Below are 17,202 nucleotides of genomic sequence, written 5' to 3'. Positions count from 1 at the left end.
TGTTTAGACCGGCCTCTCAGCTCAAGCACTGCTGTCTCTGGAATACTGGATCACCCGCGTGCGGCATGCGCGGGTGATGACGGCGAGGGCCTAAGCCGCCGCGCGCGGGTTGTAGGCGTACATGAAGTCCATGCCCTTGGACGACACCGGCAGCAGCAGCTTCAGCAGGTGATCGCGAAGCCAGGCGCCGGTCGGGCCGAACTCGCGCTTGCTGTTGCCGTTGCGCCGGGCGATCGCCACGATCTTCTCGGCGCGCGGGCGCCGCTCGTGTTCGAAGGCCTGGAACGTAAGCCCGAGCTCCTGGCCGTCGCGCATCAGCATGCCGAGCCGCATTGCATCCTCGAGCGCGAGCGACGCGCCTTGGCCGGCATGCGGGCTGGTGGCGTGCGCGGCGTCGCCGATCAGGAGCGTGCGCTTGCGCGACCAGGTCGGCAGCGTCGCGACGTCGAGCGTGTCGGTCACCACGATATTCTCGGCGGCCTCGATGATCTCGGGGATCGGGGCGTGCCAGCCGGCGTGGAAATCGCTCAGATGCTGCCTGATCGCGTCCTGGCTCTGCAGCCGGTAGGCCGCCGCGGTCATGCCGTGCGAGGGCTGCGTGCTCCACCACATCGCACCCGTGTCCGGATCGGGGCTGCACAGGCCGTAGCCGAAGAAGCCGCTTTGCCCGAACGTCGTCTCAACCTTCTGACCGATCGACAGGCGCTCGAACATGGCGCGCGGCACGAAGCCGCCGAAACCGATCAGCCCGGTGTCGAACGGCGTCGGGCCATCCGGGATCACGTGCCGCCGCACTGCCGAATGCACGCCGTCGGCGCCGATCACAAAATCGCCCTCGGCAGTGGTGCCGTCGTTGAAATAGGCGATGACCGGCTGGTCGCCGCGATCCTCGATCTTCACCAGCTTCTTCTCGAAGAACACCGAGACGTTGGAGGCCCAGGCCTTGTCGATCAGCGTCTCGTTCAGGGTCGCGCGGCACATGTTCACCGCGGGCTGGCCGAAACGCTGCTGCATGTTCTGGTTGAGCGAGCCGAGCTTCTTGCCGGCCTGCGAATAGAAATCGAAGGACTCCGCGACCGAGCCGCTGCGGATCAGTTCGTCGGCGAGGCCGAGCTCCGCCAGCACATGCATGCCGTTCGGCGCGATCTGCAAACCCCCGCCGATCCCGGTGGAGTAGGGCCGTGCTTCATAGAGCTCGGCCTCGATGCCGGCGCGGGTCAGGAACATCGCGGCCACCGGACCTGCAATGCCGGCGCCGATGATCAGAGCTTTACGGGGACGTGAGGTCATGCCTTGCTCCATGCATCCGTGTGGGATACCTACGAAAGGTCAGTTGCTAATTATCTTAGTATTTAAGAGATTAGGCGAGTAAGATATAGGAGCAGCTTTGTCAAGCGGGAAGTCGCGCGCAGCGCTGATGCAGGAACTCGAGGAGGCGATGCGCCGGTCATCCGCGCAGGGCGTGATGTACGGCCAAGCCGTTGCAAACATGGCCGGAATTTCCAATTCCGACATGGAATGCATGGACATCCTGCACCTTGAAGGACGCGTGACCGCGGGACGCCTCGCCGAAGTCACCGGGCTGACTACCGGCGCGATCACTGGCGTGGTCGATCGGCTGGAGAAGGCGGGTTACGTGCGCCGTGAGCGGGACGAGAGCGACCGCCGCAAGGTCTTCATCTCGGTGGTGGAGGAGAAGGCGGCGGAGATCGGCAAGTTCTACGTGCCGATGCAGGAGGCGATGCTCAAGCTCTGGAGCCGCTACACCGACGACGAACTGCGCCTGCTGCTGCGCTTCGCCAATGACGGCTACAAGGGCGTGCTGGAAGCGACCGGCGCATTGAAGGCGGTGATCGACATGCCGCCGGAGCAGCGCGCCAATCTCAAGATGCCGCCGAAGTCTCGCCGCTGACCTCGACCGATGTGGCGCGGGTGCGCTCGGCCGCCACGTACATGCCCCACATCGTGCCGAGCATCATCCAGAAGTGCCGCCAATGGTCGGTATCGATGATGAAGCTCTCGCCGGCGATGCCGAGGAAGGCCGAAAAGATCGCCAGATAGTCGCGCTGCCACGGCACCCGCTTGTAGACGTAGCGGAAGCCGACGATCGCGCTGACGAACACCAGCGCCGGATAACAGATCCCCGAGATCCAGCCGCCCGACATGAAGGCGTTGAGGAACGAATTGTGGGTGTCCTCGGGGAAGTAGGTGTGGAATTGCAGCGGCCCGATGCCGAACGGCAATTCAAGTGCCATCTGGGCGCCGAGGATGTGGCGGCCGAACCGGCCGAAGCGGCCTTCGTCGTAACTCTGGTCGAAGCTCGCGCGCTGCTTGAACATGTCGGCGACCGAGCCGATCGACAGCAGCACCGCGATCAGCGCAACGGCGAGGATCGCGGCGATCAGGGTCATCACGATGATGCGCGAGCGCTGCGCCTGCGAGCGGCTGGCGAACACCATCAGCGCCAGCATGAAGGCCGCGGTGACGATCAGGCCGCCCCAGGCGGCGCGAGAGAACGAGAGCAGGATCGCAAGCGAGATGATGCCGAAGGCGATCGCGTTGCGCAACGCCTTGCCGAAGCGGTCGGTGACCACGCTTTGCAGCGTGAACAGCGCCGGCAGGATCAGGAACGCGCCGAGCACGTTCGGATCCTTGAAGGTGCCGCGGGCGCGGTCATACAGCGTCAGCAGATCGTAGCCGCCGGGTACCAGATGAAAGTAGCCGGCGATGCCCGCAAGCGAGGCGACCATCGCGCCGACGATCAGGCCGCGGCGCAGCATGTCGAGCCGCGCTTCGGTATCCTCCGACATCACCATCGCGAAGAAGATGACGGTAACGGCCATGTACCAGGAGGTGAGGACCCAGTTCACCACCTCCGGCTTGTCGAGGAACGGCACCGCGCCGATGCTGTAGCCGACATTGAGCACGATCAGCGCGAACAGCAGCGGCATGAACACGAGCTGCATGCGCAGGCCCGTACCAAAGAACAGCACGCAGGCGGTCAGCGTGACGAGTTCATACGGGCTCGGTTCGATGAACACGATGGCGATCGACGCGCCGGCGAGCCACACCAGCGCCCGCTGCAGCGCCAGCACGCCTGGCGGTGCTGATGCCGGCGAATGGGACGTCCCGGCTGTCGCCGCATAGGCCATCGGATACTCACGTAACTCGATACAATACACGCAACAGATGCTTCGTCATTGCGAGGAGCGAAGCGACAAAGCAATCCACCTATCTCCGAGCTGAGATATGGATTGCTTCGCTTCGCTCGCAATGACGGTGGCTAGTTCAATTCTCAGTACGCGTTCTCGCTCTTGGTCAGCAGCGAGAACGGGGTCTTGAGCAGGATGTAGAGGTCGAACAGCACCGACCAGTTCTCGATGTAATAGAGGTCGTATTCGACGCGCTTCTGGATCTTCTCGTCGGTGTCGACCTCGCCGCGCCAGCCGTTGATCTGGGCCCATCCGGTGATGCCGGGCTTGACGCGGTGGCGGGCGAAGTAGCCGTCGACGGCCTCGTCGAACAGGCGGTTTTCCAGCTTGCTCTGCACGGCGTGCGGACGCGGGCCGACCAGCGAGAGATTGCCCTTCAGCACCACATTGAACAGCTGCGGCAATTCGTCGAGCGAGGACTTGCGGATGAAGCGGCCGACGCGGGTGACGCGCGGATCGTTCTTGGTCACCACCTTGGAGGCGGTCGGATCGGCCTGGTGATGGTAGAGCGAGCGGAACTTGTAGACGTCGATCCGCTCATTGTTGAAGCCGAAGCGCTTCTGACGGAACAGCACCGGGCCGGGGCTGTCGAGCTTCACCGCGAGCGCCACCAGTCCGAGCACCGGCAGTGCCGCAAGCAACGCCAGGCCGCCGACCACGCGGTCGAACATCCATTTCAGTACCAGATCCCAGTCGGTGATCGGCGCCTCGAACACGTCGAGCGTCGGCACCTTGCCGACATAGGAATAGGAGCGGGGGCGGAAGCGCAGCTTGTTGGTATGGGCCGACAGGCGGATGTCGACCGGCAGCACCCAGAGCTTCTTCAGCATCTCCAGGATGCGGGTCTCCGCCGAGATCGGCAGCGCAAACAGCACGAGGTCGACGCGGGTGCGGCGGGCGAACTCGACGATGTCGTCGACCTTGCCGAGCTTCGGTGAACCGGCACAGGTCTCCATCGCGCGGGCGTCATTGCGGTCGTCGAACACGCCGAGCACGTGGATGTCGGAATCATCGTCGGCATTGAGCGCCTCGATTAGCTTCTCGCCGTTCTGGTCGGCACCGACGATGATGGTGCGGCGGTCGAGCCGGCCGTCATGCGCCCAGGCGCGCACCATCGAGCGCAGCGCCAGCCGTTCGGCGATCAGCACCGCGAGGCCGACGCAGAAGAACGACGACAGCCAGACACGCGAGACCTCGCCGCCGAGCTTGACCAGGAAGGAGACCCCGATGAACAGCAGGAACACGAACGCCCATGACGAAATCATCCGCGTCATCTGGCGCAGCTGGCCGCGGAAGATCTGCACCTGGTAGATGTCCGCGGCCTGGAAGCAGACCACCGCCGCAGCCGACATGCCGAGGATCGATGCGATATATCCCCAATGGATGGCGAGCGGCCTGACATAGGCAAAATAGAGCCCGACGCCGACCAGGCTGAGCAGCACGAAATCGGCGAGGCGAACCACGCCGGTGATCACGACCGGCGAGTAGGCGCTGCGAACTTTCTGATTGGTAACGGTGAGCGCGGCCGGCGACAGGCGGCGGCGGCGTTCGACCTGCGGCTGAGCGGCCGTCGCAGACGCAGCGGCATCCAGCATCGAGCGTGCGTTAAGCGGTTCCACGAGTCCACGTCCATTCCTGCGCGAGCAGATGGGCATCCGCGCGCAACAGCGAAATTCCCCCGGACGTGACTTAAGGGGACAAATCGGAAGAAACGGTTACGTGTGTAAGAAATGGTTAATGTTTGGCAAATGCATCGCGATAGCCGGCCAGCACGCCCTCGACCATCGCACTCTGCGAGAAATGTTCGGAAATCCGTTCGCGCAGTTGCTCGGCGCGCGCCGCGGTCGCGGTGGGGTTGTCGAGTGCGGTCTTGATGGCGTCGGCCATCGCGCCGGCGTTGCTGGGCGCGAACAGCGCGTCGGTGTGGGTATCGAAGATCTCCGGGATGCCGCCGACATTGGCGGCGATCATCGGAATTCCCGCAGCGCCGGCCTCGATCACCACATAAGGCATCGAATCGCCCCGTGACGGAACCACGAGAACGCTGCCCTTCGAGAAGCCGTAGCGCGCCTTGACGTGGCCGATGAAGCGGACGGCGTCGCCGAGCGACAGCCGCTTCACCTGCTCCTTGAGCCGTTCAAACTCCTCGCCGTCGCCGCCAAGCGTCAGCGTCACCGGCTTGCCGTCGGCGCGCAGCTTGGCGACCGCGTCGATCAGGAGATCGGCACCCTTGATGCGCCGGAATTCGCCGACATAAGCCACGTCGGAGGCGTCGTCGGCCTTGGCGACCGGTTCGAATTCCTCCGACGTGACGCCGTTGAAGACGCAGCGGACAAGGCCTGAGGGCTTGCCCACGGTGCGCTGATAGGTGTCGCGGGCAAACGCGCTCTCGAACAGGAACAGGTCGGTGCTGTTCATCAGCGTGCGCTCGAGCTGGCTGTAGAAGCGGCCCTTCCAGGTGTCGAGTGGATAGTGCAGCGAGCCGCCATGCGGCGTGTAGACCCGGATCACCTTGTTCGACCGCCGCCGCAGCCGGACATAGGCGCCGGCCTTGGCGCCATGGCCGTGCACGACATCGGGTTTCAGTTTCCGGATCAGGCCGGCGATATGCGCCCAGACCATGAAGTCGGCGAAGCGCGGCTCGCGGCGTATCGCCACCCGGTGGACACCGAGCTTGAGGCGCGGTTCGATCTCGGCGAGGGCCGCGTCAGCCCGCGTGCCGCCGGTCAGGCTGTCGGCGACGATGCCGACATGGTGACCGCGTTCGATCTGGCCGTTGGCGACATCGAGGATGTGACGGATGATGCCGCCGACCGGGGCGCGGACGACGTGCAGGATGCGGAGCAGCCGTTCCTGATTTTGATCCTGTGCCATCGATCAGAACCAGCGTTCGCCGACGAAGACGGTGTCACCGGGCCCGATCGGCGTGCCCAAGGGAACGACAAAGCGGCCGGCGCCCGATGCATCGGTATGGGTGAGGGTGACCTCGTCCCGCTGGGCGCGCGGCGAGAAGCCGCCGGCGATCGCCACCGCGCTCTCGACCGTCATGTTGGGTACATAGGGATATTGGCCGGGGGCTGCGACCTCACCGAGGATGAAGAACGGGCGGTAGGCCTCGATCTCGACGGCCACCGAAGGCTCGCGGATGTAGCCGTTGCGCAGCCGTCCCGTGATCTCGGCGGCGAGCCCGGCAGGGGTGCGGCCGCGTGCGGGCACCGAGCCGATCAGCGGCATGGTGATCGCGCCGGCCGCATCGATCGCGTAGGAATTGGTCAGGCCTTCCTGGCCATAGACCACGACGCGAAGCTTGTCGCCGGGGCCGAGATTGTAGGCCTCACGCGTCGGCGCGGGGTCGGCATAGGCCACGGCCATCGGCGCGGGCGCAGCAAAGGCTGGCTGCCCATACGCCATCGAATCGAGGGCCGGGTCGCCGGCAACCGGCGACGTCCGGCCCATGCAGCCCGACAGCGCGAGCGCAGCAATCAGACAAACGAGGGGAGCGCGCAGATCGCGCATGTGAGGAATCCCGCAACAATATCGGCGTCGATTAACGGCACTCATGGTTAACAAACGATGACGGAGTGGTGGTGGCCGCCGCATCCGTCAACCGCGCCGATTAACTCAGCAGCAACCTTAATGGACTGTAATCGCCGCCATTGAGATGGAATCGCGGCGTCCGCGGGAGTTGGTTATGCGTTTTGCATTCTGGCGTAGAGGCAAGGAAAAGGCCGCGGTGCAACGGGCGTTGCCGAAGTCTGCGCCCGTTGCCGCCGAAGCCGTTGCGAGGCCGGCTTCGCCGATATCAGCTCCTGACAAGCCAACGCGTCCGGCGGAGGCGACTGATCTCGATCTGCATGTGCTCGGGCGCGCGCTGGCGCGCAAGCGAAGCTGGATCATCGTGCCGACTGTGCTCGTGTTTGCGCTGTCGCTTGCCGCCGTCAACGTCGTGACACCGCGCTACAAGTCGGAAGCGCGAATCCTGATCGACAATCGCGAGAACGCCTTCCTGCGCCCGAACGGCGAGCGCGACCTCGAGCGCACCTCGCTCGACGCCGAGGCCGTGACCAGCCAGGTGCAACTGCTGCTGTCGCGCGATCTCGCCCGCGACATCATCAAGAAGAACAAGCTCGCCGAACGTCCCGAGTTCGATCCGGTGCTGCGGGGCTTTTCCCCGCTGAAGTCGCTGCTGGCGCTGTTCGGTATCGGCCGTGACCCGTTCAGCCTGACGCCGGAAGAGCGGGTGCTCGATTCGTATTACGAGCGCTTCCAGGCCTATGCGGTCGACAAGTCGCGCGTCATGGTGATCGAATTCCAGTCGGAGGATCCTGAGCTTGCCGAGCGCGTCGCCAACTCGATTGCCGACGGTTATCTGGTGTTACAGCAGGCGGCGCGGCAGGACCAGGCCAAGTCCGCCAGCACCTGGCTGCTGGGCGAGATCGACAAGCTGCGCAGCAAGGTCGCGGAAGCGGATTCTCGGGTCGAGGAGTTCCGTTCCAAGTCGAGCCTGTTCGTCGGCACCAACAACATTCCGTTGTCGAACCAGCAGATGGGCGAGCTGAACACGCAGCTCAACAATGCCCGCGCGCTGAAGGCGGATGCAGAGACCAAGGCGCGCCTGATCCGCGAGATGCTTCAGGGCGGCAAGCCGATCGAGGCTACGGAAGTGCTCAATTCCGAGCTGATCCGCCGGCTCGCCGAACAGCGCGGCACGCTGCGCGCACAGCTCGCCGAGCAGTCGTCGACGCTGCTCGACAACCATCCGCGCATCAAGGAACTGAAGGCGCAGATCGCCGACCTCGACCGCCAATTGCGCGAGGAAGCCGGCAAGATTTCGCGCTCGCTGGACAACGACGCCCGCGTCGCTGATGGCCGGGTCCAGGCGCTGCAAGTGGGCCTGGATCAATCAAAGAAGCAGGCGTCGTCGAGCAACAGCCAGGACGTGCAGCTGCGCGGATTCGAGCGTGAAGCCAAGGCGCAGCGCGATCTGCTGGAAGCCTATCTCGCAAAATATCGCGAGGCGACCGCACGCGAGAACATCGAGGCCGCGCCGACCGACGGCCGCATCATCTCGCGCGCCACGGTCTCGAACACGCCGGCCTATCCGAAGAAGCTGCCGATCGTGCTGATCGCGACACTGGCGACGCTGTTGCTGTCGGCCGGCATCATCATCACCGGCGAGCTGCTGCGCATCTCCGCGCCCGGCGCGGTGGGTCGTGCCTTCGCGCCGGCCGCCGCAGTAATCCGGCGCCGCGAGCCGGTCTTGGAGACCGCAACGGTCGACGAGCCGGCACTGACGCTGCCGCCTGAACCTGAGCTCGCGTCGCCGCTCGCGCCTAGCCTGTCGCCGGAGCCTGATCTGCGGCCCGACCCCGCAGTTGCATATGAGCCGGTCGTCAGCGAGCCGCAACCCGCGCCCGCCCGGACGGCCAACGAGATCGATGAGCTGGCCGAGCGTCTGGTCGCGGCCGGTCCCGCCGCCCACAAGGTCACGGTGCTCGGCCCGGCTGCCGCCGAGAGCGTCACGCTGACCGCGCTGACGCTGGCCCGTCTGATGGCGCGTCAGGCCAAGGTCGTGGTGGTCGATCTCGTCGCGTCCTCGCCGGCACTGACGGCGGCCACGGTCGATCCCGGCGCGCCCGGCCTTGCCGAACTGATGCAGGGTGAGTCGACGTTCGCACAGATCATCACCAAGGATCGGCAGTCGCGGGTTCAGATCGTCAGCGCCGGGCGTCCGGGCTTCGATCGCTCGCATCTGCAATCGCCGCGGCTGGCGCTTGCGATCGACGCGCTGCTCCGGGTCTACGACCACGTGCTGCTCGACGCCGGCACGGCCGTCGACCTGCCGGCCGAGCTGCTGACCGCAAAGGCGCAAGCTGTCGTCGTGCCCGACGCCGGCATGGCGCTGGATGCCCGCCGCTCGATGGTCGATCAGCTCAGGGCCGTCGGCTTCTCCGAAGTCACGATGCTGAGCAAGCCCTGCGCGCCGTCGGAAACGGTCGTGGCGGGTCCGCGCGTGGTGGCGGCCTGACCGGACCTCCAAGGCGCGATGAGCTCAGATTGAGACGTCATCGCGCCTCGCTTTGGAGGCCGCTTCACATGCTTCCTGATGGCGCCTCAGTGCGCCATCATCGGCTCGCGCATCGATCGCTCGAGGACCGGATCGATCCGCAGCCTGATCGTGACCAGCGCGCCGATCAATCCGACGACCGCAAGCAGCAGCAGACCTGCGGTGAATCCACCGGTCAGGTCCTTCAGATAGCCCATCGCGAACGGGCCCGCGAAGCCCGACAGATTGCCGAGCGAGTTGATCGCGGCAATGCCGGCCGCGGCCGAGGCGCCGTTCAGAATGCTGGCCGGCATCGGCCAGAACATCGGCGGCACCGCCGAAACGCCGATCTGCGCGAGGCAGAGCAGGCCGATGATCAGCACCGGGCTTGAGACCAGTCCGGCCAAGCCGATGCCGACAGCCGCCAGCACCAGTGCGCCGGCGACATGGTAGCGCCGCTCACCGGTCTTGTCGGAATGGCGGCCGAGCAGCACCATGCCGACCGCGCCGAATACGAAGGGTAGCGCTGCGATCAGGCCGGTCTGGGTGTCGGTGACGCCAAACGCCTTGATGATGGTGGGCAGGAAGAACGCGACGCCGTAGCTCGCTGCATTGAGGCAGAAGTAGACGAAGGCGCAGGCCAGCACGCGCGAATCGGTGAGCGATTGCAGCACCGAGATGTGCTCCACCGCTTCCTTCTTCTGCCGCTCGATCTCAAGGGTGTTCTGGACCCATTTGATCTCGTCGGGCTGCAGCCAGCTCGCCTGACGCGGGAAGTCGGGCAGGAAGGCCAGCACAGCGAAGCCGACCAGGACCGACGGCAGCGCTTCGCAGATGAACAGCCACTGCCACCCCGTCAGGCCGCCTCCGGACAGGTTGAGCAGCAGGCCCGAGATCGGCGCCCCGATGATGCTCGAGATCGGGATCGCGAGCATGAACAGGCTGATGACGCGGGCCCGATAGATCGTCGGGAACCAGAGCGTCAGGTAGAAGATGATGCCGGGGAAGAAGCCGGCCTCGCAGGCGCCGAGCAGCAGGCGAAGGAAGTAGAAGATCCACTCGCTCGAGAGACCGCTCGCCGCGGACATCTGCGGGATGAACGCGAATGCCGCCGAGACGATACCCCAGCTGATCATGATGCGGGCGATCCAGCGCCGCGCGCCAAACCGTTCCAGAAGGATGTTGGAGGGCACTTCGAAGAAGAAGTAGCCGACGAAGAACAGGCCCGCGCCGAGCCCGTAGGCGGCTTCGCTGAGGCCGAGCGCCGTATTCATGTGCAGCTTGGCGAAGCCGACATTGACGCGATCGAGATAGGCCACGAAGTAACACAGGATGAGGAACGGAATCAGCCGCCGCATCATCTTTCCGATTGCGCGCTTCTCGACATCGTCGCTCATCGTTCCCATCCCTTCCGGTTTTTCGATTCGGCGCACGGTGATCGCGCTGTCCGGGCGGCACCTTCGTGCGGCCGCAGCGGTCCGTCGCCTTGCCCTTGCAAGTATTGCATTCATTGTTGTGTAATCGACAGCCGCGTGACTAATGGCATTTGGGAATGGAGCCACGGCGAAACTGTCATGATGCACCGCGGTATAAGCGCGGGAACCCCAGAGCGTTTTCCAGCGAAGTGGACACCGGTTCGCGTAAAGAAGACGCGTCAGGACAGAATCTGGAGCCCCGTTCCGATCTAATCGGAACGAAGAGGCCCTTGCCGGGCAGGATGGTAGCAGGCCGTGATCAATAACCTGAAATTGCGCCAGCTGCGCCTGCTGGTCGCTCTCGACAATGAGCGCAAGCTGCAGCTGGCGGCCGAGCGGTTGAACATCACCCAGTCTGCGGCATCGAAGATGCTCGCCGAAATCGAGGCGCTGGCGCGGGTTCCCCTGTTTGAGCGGACGGCGCGCGGCGTCGAGCCTACCGCCTATGGCTCGATCCTGATTCGCGGCGGCAAGAGCGTGCTGGCCGATCTCGACCAAGTCACCGATGAGTTCGCGGGCTACAAGTCCGGCGAGCTCGGCACCGTCTCCGTCGGAACAGTCGCCAAGCCCAGCATCGACCTGGTCGTCGACGTGATCCAGTATCTCGGCGAGAAGCTGAACCGGGTGAACATCTCGCTCGATGTCAGCACCAGCCCGCCATTGATCACGCGTCTGCTCGCACTCGAGTTCGACTTCGTCGTCGCCAGGATTCCGGCGGGCATCGACCCCCGGCAATTCGACTATTATGAGATCGGCGCAGAAGAGGCGGTGCTGCTGGTTCGTGCTGAGCATCCATTGGCCGGCCGCGAGACCGTCGAGCTGGAGGACATGGCCGACCAGCAGTGGATTTGCCAGCCGCGGGAATCCTTCATGCGCCAGGCGCTGGAGAGGCTGTTCATGAGCCGCGGCGTGACGCCGCCGCGCCGGGTCATCAACACCGAGTCGTTCTTTGCCTCGGTTGGAATTGCCGCCGGCATTGACGCGATCGTGCCGGTTCCCATGCTGGTGTTCGATCTGGTCGACCCGCAGCGGTTCAAGATGCTGCGTCTTCGCGACCGGCTCCTGCTGGAGAATTATGGCCTGATCAAGCTGCGCAAGCGTGCGCTGTCACCTGCCGCGGCGCTGCTCTTCGACGCGATGAGGCGGCTCGGCGTACCGAGTGGCGGCGCAGAGCAGGGTGAAGCGGCGAGCTGAGGCTCAGCGGAACATGCTGCGCAGGTTCTGCGCGATTTCGAACAGCGCCGGATTTTGCTTCACGGCGCGCTTGGCGCGGCTGATGGCCGACAGCGCGCTCGCCGCCGGTTTGCCGCGCAGGCTGAGCGAAATGAAGCTGTCGACGATCGCTTCGTCGTCCTTGCAGAACAGCCGCTTGTACTCGTCCGAGCCGATGCCGAGGTCGAAGGCGCGGTAGTTCAGGCCGGCGTGGCGATCGATAATGTCGCGCATCAGGATCAGGCCGGGGCTGAACTTGGAATTGGCCGACATCGTGTAGGTGTTGAACATCATCGAGAACCGATGACCGTCGGAGACGCCGGCGAAGATCGCGATCACTTCCTCGTCGCACTCCAGCGCGTGGATGTCGATCGCATAGCCCTTGCCGTCGGCGCGCGGCGCCAGGCAGGCGCTGCGGATGAACTGCTCGACGCCGGGCTCGGCGAACACGTCGGGCAGTTTCTGCTCGGCCATGCGCTGCGGCTTGATGCGGAAGAACCAGTCGAGCAGGCGGCAGACGTCGGCGCTGTCGGCCGCGACATGATAGCGGTAGCCGGGCAGCGCCTGCAGCTTGCGCTCCTTGCCCTTGAGGCGGCGGCGGAACGAGTTGCTGATCAGTGCCGCGGGTGCAGCGCCGGGCTCAATCACGAGCAGCGGGCAGTCGTTCACCGCAGCCTGGTGCGGCAGCAACGCCAGCGGATTGGGCTGGTCCTGCCAGCGCAGCGGCTGCTGACACAGCACGAGCGCGTCGACGCGAGACCGCTCGGCGATCGATCCGATCAGCGCCGTGATGTCGGCCTCGGTTGCGTTGGCGGCGAAGTCCTTGTCGTACAGCGCCATGTTGAAGGTTGCATGCTTGCCGCCCATGAAGCTCCCGCAGCTCGCGCCCAGACGCTGCTCGACGGCGAGCGGCAACAGCAGCAGCGGATGGCGTTCGCTGTCATGGGCGGCGACGATGAAAGGCCGCAGGCCCTCGCGGTCGCCGACCTGACGCTGCCAGTTGGCGAGGAAATCGAAGCGCTGATAGGGGGTGTAGCTGTGTTGCGGGGTCTCGAGACTGCGCCAGGTCGCCTCGGCCGCCGTGAGGTCATGAAAGATGTCGACGCCGGCAACGCGGATTGCGTTCGGCCATGGTCGCGTCCCCGCCGTCTGGCCTTCAACTGCCGCCGCCATGATCATCTCGGAGCCCAATTTTTTAAGGTATTAATTTACAGGTCTCGGCTGCGGCCGACCTTCGCAGGGAAATGTCAACAAAGAGTAATGGCGCCGGACAACGGGATTTTGCGGCGGGCCCGGATGGAGCTCGCCTATTTCAGCGGCGCCTTCCGGCTGCGGGAGCACGAGGCCGGGGGCGCCGGGGTGATCCTGCGCTTCGCGCGCGTCCGTCCTGCGCGCCGGGGCCGGTTTCAGCCGCTGAAATCCCAGGAGATCACGCCTGCCTTCCTCGATCGCACCATCCGCGCGCTGAAGCGCTGGAAGTACGACATCGTCGGGATCGACGAGGCCTGCCGCCGCGCGGTGACCCTGCCGGAGCGCCGCCGCTTTGCCTGCCTGAGCTTTGACGGTGCGACCAAGGACTTCGTCACGCATGGCTATCCCGTGCTCGCCTGGCACCGCGTTCCCTTCACCCTCTATCTGCCGACGGCTTTCCCGGACGGCGTGGGCACGGCGTGGTGGCTGGTGCTCGAGGACATCATCGCGCGCGAGAACCGCATCAGCCTGATGATCGACGGCAGGGAACGGCACTTCGTGGTCACGAGCCCGTCGGACAAATACGAGCTGTTCGATTTCCTGTCCGGCTGGCTGCGCAAGCTGTCGCCGTCCGATCTGTCCTATGCGGTGAACGATCTCGGCCGGCGCTATTCGGCCGATGCGGCGCAATTGTCACGCGGCGCGTCGCTCGACTGGCAGGATCTGGCGAAGCTGGCGGCTGATCCGAACGTGACCTTCGGCAGCGCGACGGTGAACTATTCCGTCCTATCGAGCCTCAGGGATGCCGATGCGCGGCGCGAGATGGCAATGGGAAAGGCGGTCGCCGAGAGCGCGCTGCGGCGGCCGATCAAGCATTTCGCATTCCCCTTCGGGGACCGCGACGCGTTCCGCCGTCCGCATGTCGTGATGGCCGAGGAGGCCGGCTTCGCCAGCGCGGTGTCTACCATATCAGGTGTGGTCGAGGCGCAGGGGCGCACCAATCTCTACGCACTGCCGCGCATCGCATGGGACGGCCGCGTGCGGTCGCTGCGGATGATGCGCGTGCTGCTCTCGGGCGTGATGTTCGCACCGGTTCGGCCAACGCGGCATGGGCGTGGCGGGGGCGCGATCTAGGCGCGGTCGGGCCGCGACATCCAGGAGACGATCGGCATCGCCGGCAGCACCCAGCCGAGCCCCGCAACGACGTAGAAGATCGCCTGCAGCAGCCCCGAATTGGCGAGCCACGGGGTCTGGGCCACCGTCATGCCAAGCAGCGACCACACCACGACCAGGACGAGCAGGGCGATAGTTCCGAGCAATTTGCGGGTGCGTATGGCCATGGCGGATATGTATGACTCGTAATCTCGGCGGCGCTTGCGCCGCGGGCGGGCCGGACTATAAGGGGCCCGAAAATCCAATCAAGTCAGGGCGAAATGGCCGGTATTTCCGCACAACCATCGCAGCTCCGCGCGGTCAGGGTCTGGCTGATCGCGGTCGCCGGCCTGATCGCGCTGATGGTCCTGGTCGGCGGCGCCACGCGGCTCACCGAGTCCGGCCTGTCGATCGTCGAATGGAAGCCGGTGACCGGCGCGCTGCCGCTGCTGACCGAGGCGCAATGGACGAAGGCCTTCGAGGGCTACAAGACCATCCCGCAATATCGCGAGCTCAACGCCGGGATGACGCTCGCGCAATTCAAGACGATCTTCTGGTGGGAGTGGAGCCACCGGCTGCTCGGCCGGGTGATCGGCGCCGCCTATCTGCTGCCGTTCCTGTATTTCCTGTGGCGCGGCGCGGTGAGCGGCGAGCTCGGCCGGCGGCTGTGGGTGATCTTCGGTCTCGGCGCGCTGCAGGGCGGCGTCGGCTGGTGGATGGTGGCGTCCGGCCTCTCGGAGCGCGTCGAGGTGTCGCAATATCGGCTGGCGACGCATCTTGTGCTGGCGCTCCTGATCTTTGCCGCGATCGTCTGGACGCTGCGGCGGTTGACGGACCGTCCCTCGGTCATTGCACCGGTCAGGCTGAAGATCACGAGCGCGGTGCTGCTCGTGCTCACCTTCGTGCAGCTCTATTTCGGCGCGCTGGTCGCGGGCCTGCGCGCGGGCAGAGTCTACAACACCTGGCCTGAGATCGACGGCGGCCTGATTCCGTCGGCGGACCGGCTGTGGTTCGAGACGCCGTGGTGGCGCAATCTGTTCGACAACACGCTGATGGTGCAGTTCGAGCATCGCATGACCGCCTATTTGCTGTTCGCGCTGGCGATCGCGCATGCGATCGATGCCGTGCGTGCGCGCGCCGGAAGTTCGGTGATAGCGGGCGCCTGGTGGCTGGTGGCGGCGATCACGCTGCAGGCGACGCTCGGCATCCTGACGCTGCTGCATCAGGTGCCGATCGATCTGGCGCTGACCCACCAGGCGGTCGCGATCGTCGTGCTGACATTGGCGGTGTTGCAGGCCGAGCGCTTCGCGGCGCGCCGGACGGAGCGGGACCAGCCGACCCTCGTTCCGGTCGGCCAGTCGCTTTGATCCATCAAGCCGGCTAATCCATCAGGAAAGATAGTCGAGCCCGATATCGAGCGCGGCCGAGCTGTGGGTCACCCAGCCGACCGAGATCAAATCGACGCCGGTGGCGGCGATCGCCGCGGCGGTCGCAGCCGTGATGCGGCCGGAGGCTTCGGTGAGCGCCTTGCCGCGCGCCATTGCCACCGCCTGGCTGAGCTGCTCGGTCGTCATGTTGTCGAGCAGGACCGCGTCGACGCCGAGTGCCAGCGCCTCTTCAAGCTGCGCCAGCGTGTCGACCTCGACCTCGATCTTCACGAGATGACCGGTATTGGCCTTGGCACGTTCGATCGCAGGATGGATGCCGCCGGCGAGCGCGATGTGGTTGTCCTTGATCAGCACGGCATCGTCGAGACCGAAGCGGTGATTGCCACCGCCGCCGGCGCGGACCGCGTACTTCTCCAGCGCGCGCAGTCCGGGCGTCGTCTTGCGGGTGCAGACGATCTGCGCGCGCGTGCCGGCGACGGCCTTGACGAGCGTGGCGGTCGCGGTCGCGACGCCGCTCAGATGGCAGAGGAAGTTGAGCGCGGTGCGCTCCGCGGTGAGCAGGCTGCGGGCCGGACCGTCGATGATCGCGATGACCTGATCGGGTTCGACCGCGCTGCCGTCGGGCCGCTCGGCGCGCAGCTCGATCGCCGGCGACACCGTCTGGAAGGCTGACCGCGCGATGTCGAGCCCGGCGATCACGCCGGGCTGCCGCGCCCGCATCACCAGCCGGGCCTGTTGGCTGGCCGGCACGATGGCGTCTGCCGTGATATCGCCGGCGCGGCCGAGATCCTCGCGCAAGGCGGTTTGCACGATCGGCTCATACAGCAGCGGCAACAGGGGATTGAGGGTCATGATTGGGCACTCCTGGCTGGTAACTTGGATTCAACGATGTCGTGCGCGGCGGCGAGCGCCTCGGCACGGGTGAGGGAAGACGGCGCCGCCGACAAAGCGGTGTGCGGGAAATCGGTGCGGAAATGACCGCCGCGGCTTTCCTCACGCCTGATGGCGGCAATCGCGATCATCAATCCGACCAATGCTGCGTCGGATGCTGCGCTCTGACTGCGCGCGAGCAGATAGAGGCCGCGGATCGCGCGTGCGATCTCGTCGCGGTCGCGCAGCACGCCGAGTCCCTGGGTGAGGATCGGACGCACGGCGGACGGATCGGCGGCGGGCGGCATCGTGTCGTCGCTCAGCATCGCGCGCGGACCTGCGCTGACGCCTTCGATGCTCTCGGCGACCCATCGCGCGCAGACGATCGCTTCCATCAGCGAGTTGCTGGCGAGCCGGTTGGCGCCGTGCAGCCCGGTGCGCGCGGCCTCGCCGCAGGCCCACAGGCCTTGCACCGTGCTGCGGCCATGGCCGTCAACCGCGATGCCGCCCATGTGGTAGTGCACCGCCGGCCGGATCGGGATCGGATCGCTGGCGGGATCGATGCCCGCCATCTTGCAGAACGCGCTGATCACGGGATAGCGCTGCGCGAAGTCCGCGCCCGGATGCTGGCGCGCATCGAGGAAGGTGCGGTGTCC

At 65.6% G+C, this 17,202-nt stretch carries 15 protein-coding genes; 5 read left to right on the top strand and 10 right to left on the bottom strand.

Annotated elements, in window-relative coordinates:
- Nucleotides 1-90: 90 nt before the first annotated feature.
- Nucleotides 91-1,290, bottom strand: a complete 1,200-nt coding sequence (locus H8B02_RS11365; RefSeq protein WP_229166321.1) for an FAD-dependent monooxygenase — start codon at nt 1,288-1,290, stop codon at nt 91-93.
- 127 nt (nt 1,291-1,417) lie between these two features.
- On the opposite strand from H8B02_RS11365, the gene H8B02_RS11360 reads away from it, so the two are divergent.
- Nucleotides 1,418-1,912 carry a MarR family transcriptional regulator gene (locus tag H8B02_RS11360; RefSeq protein ID WP_229166345.1) on the top strand — a complete coding sequence of 165 codons (495 nt, stop codon included), beginning with the start codon at nt 1,418-1,420 and terminating at the stop codon, nt 1,910-1,912.
- On the opposite strand, the gene H8B02_RS11355 is transcribed toward H8B02_RS11360, so the two are convergent.
- The 4 genes from H8B02_RS11355 to H8B02_RS11340 form a co-directional block, all read right to left on the bottom strand.
- Nucleotides 1,884-3,152 (bottom strand): O-antigen ligase family protein, encoded by a 1,269-nt coding sequence (locus H8B02_RS11355; RefSeq protein WP_229166320.1) that lies wholly within the window; start codon nt 3,150-3,152, stop codon nt 1,884-1,886. The two genes, H8B02_RS11360 and H8B02_RS11355, sit on opposite strands and share 29 nt — an antisense overlap.
- Nucleotides 3,153-3,295: 143 nt before the next feature.
- A complete protein-coding gene (locus H8B02_RS11350; protein WP_229166319.1) occupies nt 3,296-4,831 on the bottom strand; it encodes an undecaprenyl-phosphate glucose phosphotransferase in 1,536 nt (511 codons plus the stop codon).
- Between the two features lie 115 nt (nt 4,832-4,946).
- The gene (locus tag H8B02_RS11345) at nt 4,947-6,086 is read right to left on the bottom strand and encodes a glycosyltransferase family 4 protein (RefSeq protein WP_229166318.1); all 1,140 of its coding nucleotides are present in this window, start codon (nt 6,084-6,086) and stop codon (nt 4,947-4,949) included.
- A 3-nt stretch (nt 6,087-6,089) separates the two neighbouring features.
- Nucleotides 6,090-6,728, bottom strand: coding sequence for a polysaccharide biosynthesis/export family protein (locus tag H8B02_RS11340; RefSeq protein ID WP_229166317.1), 639 nt, complete (start codon nt 6,726-6,728; stop codon nt 6,090-6,092).
- Between the two features lie 175 nt (nt 6,729-6,903).
- Between H8B02_RS11340 and H8B02_RS11335 the strand changes: the two genes are divergently transcribed.
- Complete coding sequence (locus H8B02_RS11335; RefSeq protein ID WP_229166316.1) at nt 6,904-9,240, top strand: GumC family protein; 2,337 nt, start codon at nt 6,904-6,906, stop codon at nt 9,238-9,240.
- A gap of 86 nt (nt 9,241-9,326) precedes the next feature.
- Here the strand turns inward: H8B02_RS11335 and H8B02_RS11330 are convergent, their stop codons facing one another.
- The gene (locus H8B02_RS11330) at nt 9,327-10,664 is read right to left on the bottom strand and encodes an MFS transporter (protein WP_092114706.1); all 1,338 of its coding nucleotides are present in this window, start codon (nt 10,662-10,664) and stop codon (nt 9,327-9,329) included.
- A gap of 324 nt (nt 10,665-10,988) precedes the next feature.
- On the opposite strand from H8B02_RS11330, the gene H8B02_RS11325 reads away from it, so the two are divergent.
- On the top strand, nt 10,989-11,927 hold the full coding sequence (locus H8B02_RS11325) for a LysR family transcriptional regulator (protein WP_207829860.1): 939 nt from the start codon (nt 10,989-10,991) through the stop codon (nt 11,925-11,927).
- Nucleotides 11,928-11,930: 3 nt separating this feature from the next.
- Here H8B02_RS11325 and H8B02_RS11320 read toward each other — a convergent pair whose 3' ends face one another.
- On the bottom strand, nt 11,931-13,124 hold the full coding sequence (locus H8B02_RS11320; protein WP_229166315.1) for a GNAT family N-acetyltransferase: 1,194 nt from the start codon (nt 13,122-13,124) through the stop codon (nt 11,931-11,933).
- A 117-nt stretch (nt 13,125-13,241) separates the two neighbouring features.
- On the opposite strand from H8B02_RS11320, the gene H8B02_RS11315 reads away from it, so the two are divergent.
- Nucleotides 13,242-14,270, top strand: coding sequence for a polysaccharide deacetylase family protein (locus H8B02_RS11315; protein ID WP_229166314.1), 1,029 nt, complete (start codon nt 13,242-13,244; stop codon nt 14,268-14,270).
- On the opposite strand, the gene H8B02_RS11310 is transcribed toward H8B02_RS11315, so the two are convergent.
- On the bottom strand, nt 14,267-14,476 hold the full coding sequence (locus tag H8B02_RS11310; RefSeq protein WP_229166313.1) for a DUF2842 domain-containing protein: 210 nt from the start codon (nt 14,474-14,476) through the stop codon (nt 14,267-14,269). The genes H8B02_RS11315 and H8B02_RS11310 overlap by 4 nt on opposite strands.
- A gap of 93 nt (nt 14,477-14,569) precedes the next feature.
- Here H8B02_RS11310 and H8B02_RS11305 point away from each other — a divergent pair, with 93 nt between their 5' ends.
- A complete protein-coding gene (locus tag H8B02_RS11305; RefSeq protein ID WP_229166312.1) occupies nt 14,570-15,655 on the top strand; it encodes a COX15/CtaA family protein in 1,086 nt (361 codons plus the stop codon).
- A 21-nt stretch (nt 15,656-15,676) separates the two neighbouring features.
- Here the strand turns inward: H8B02_RS11305 and nadC are convergent, their stop codons facing one another.
- On the bottom strand, nt 15,677-16,528 hold the full coding sequence (nadC, locus tag H8B02_RS11300; protein WP_229166311.1) for a carboxylating nicotinate-nucleotide diphosphorylase: 852 nt from the start codon (nt 16,526-16,528) through the stop codon (nt 15,677-15,679).
- A partial coding sequence (locus tag H8B02_RS11295; RefSeq protein WP_229166310.1) for an FAD-binding protein occupies nt 16,525-17,202 on the bottom strand: 678 nt, incomplete at its 5' end. The genes H8B02_RS11295 and nadC, both read right to left, overlap by 4 nt.

This window comes from Bradyrhizobium altum, assembly GCF_020889705.1.
GTDB lineage: Bacteria > Pseudomonadota > Alphaproteobacteria > Rhizobiales > Xanthobacteraceae > Bradyrhizobium > Bradyrhizobium altum.
This window is presented reverse-complemented; position numbering and strand designations above follow the sequence as displayed.

Coding starts and splice junctions, on each gene's coding strand:
- H8B02_RS11340 (WP_229166317.1), bottom strand. CDS start 6,728: ATGCGCGATCTGCGCGCTCCCCTCGTTTGTCTGATTGCTGCGCTCGCG.
- H8B02_RS11335 (WP_229166316.1), top strand. CDS start 6,904: ATGCGTTTTGCATTCTGGCGTAGAGGCAAGGAAAAGGCCGCGGTGCAA.
- H8B02_RS11320 (WP_229166315.1), bottom strand. CDS start 13,124: ATGATCATGGCGGCGGCAGTTGAAGGCCAGACGGCGGGGACGCGACCA.
- H8B02_RS11310 (WP_229166313.1), bottom strand. CDS start 14,476: ATGGCCATACGCACCCGCAAATTGCTCGGAACTATCGCCCTGCTCGTC.
- H8B02_RS11315 (WP_229166314.1), top strand. CDS start 13,242: ATGGAGCTCGCCTATTTCAGCGGCGCCTTCCGGCTGCGGGAGCACGAG.
- nadC (WP_229166311.1), bottom strand. CDS start 16,528: ATGACCCTCAATCCCCTGTTGCCGCTGCTGTATGAGCCGATCGTGCAA.
- H8B02_RS11355 (WP_229166320.1), bottom strand. CDS start 3,152: ATGGCCTATGCGGCGACAGCCGGGACGTCCCATTCGCCGGCATCAGCA.
- H8B02_RS11345 (WP_229166318.1), bottom strand. CDS start 6,086: ATGGCACAGGATCAAAATCAGGAACGGCTGCTCCGCATCCTGCACGTC.
- H8B02_RS11360 (WP_229166345.1), top strand. CDS start 1,418: ATGCAGGAACTCGAGGAGGCGATGCGCCGGTCATCCGCGCAGGGCGTG.
- H8B02_RS11365 (WP_229166321.1), bottom strand. CDS start 1,290: ATGACCTCACGTCCCCGTAAAGCTCTGATCATCGGCGCCGGCATTGCA.
- H8B02_RS11305 (WP_229166312.1), top strand. CDS start 14,570: ATGGCCGGTATTTCCGCACAACCATCGCAGCTCCGCGCGGTCAGGGTC.
- H8B02_RS11330 (WP_092114706.1), bottom strand. CDS start 10,664: ATGGGAACGATGAGCGACGATGTCGAGAAGCGCGCAATCGGAAAGATG.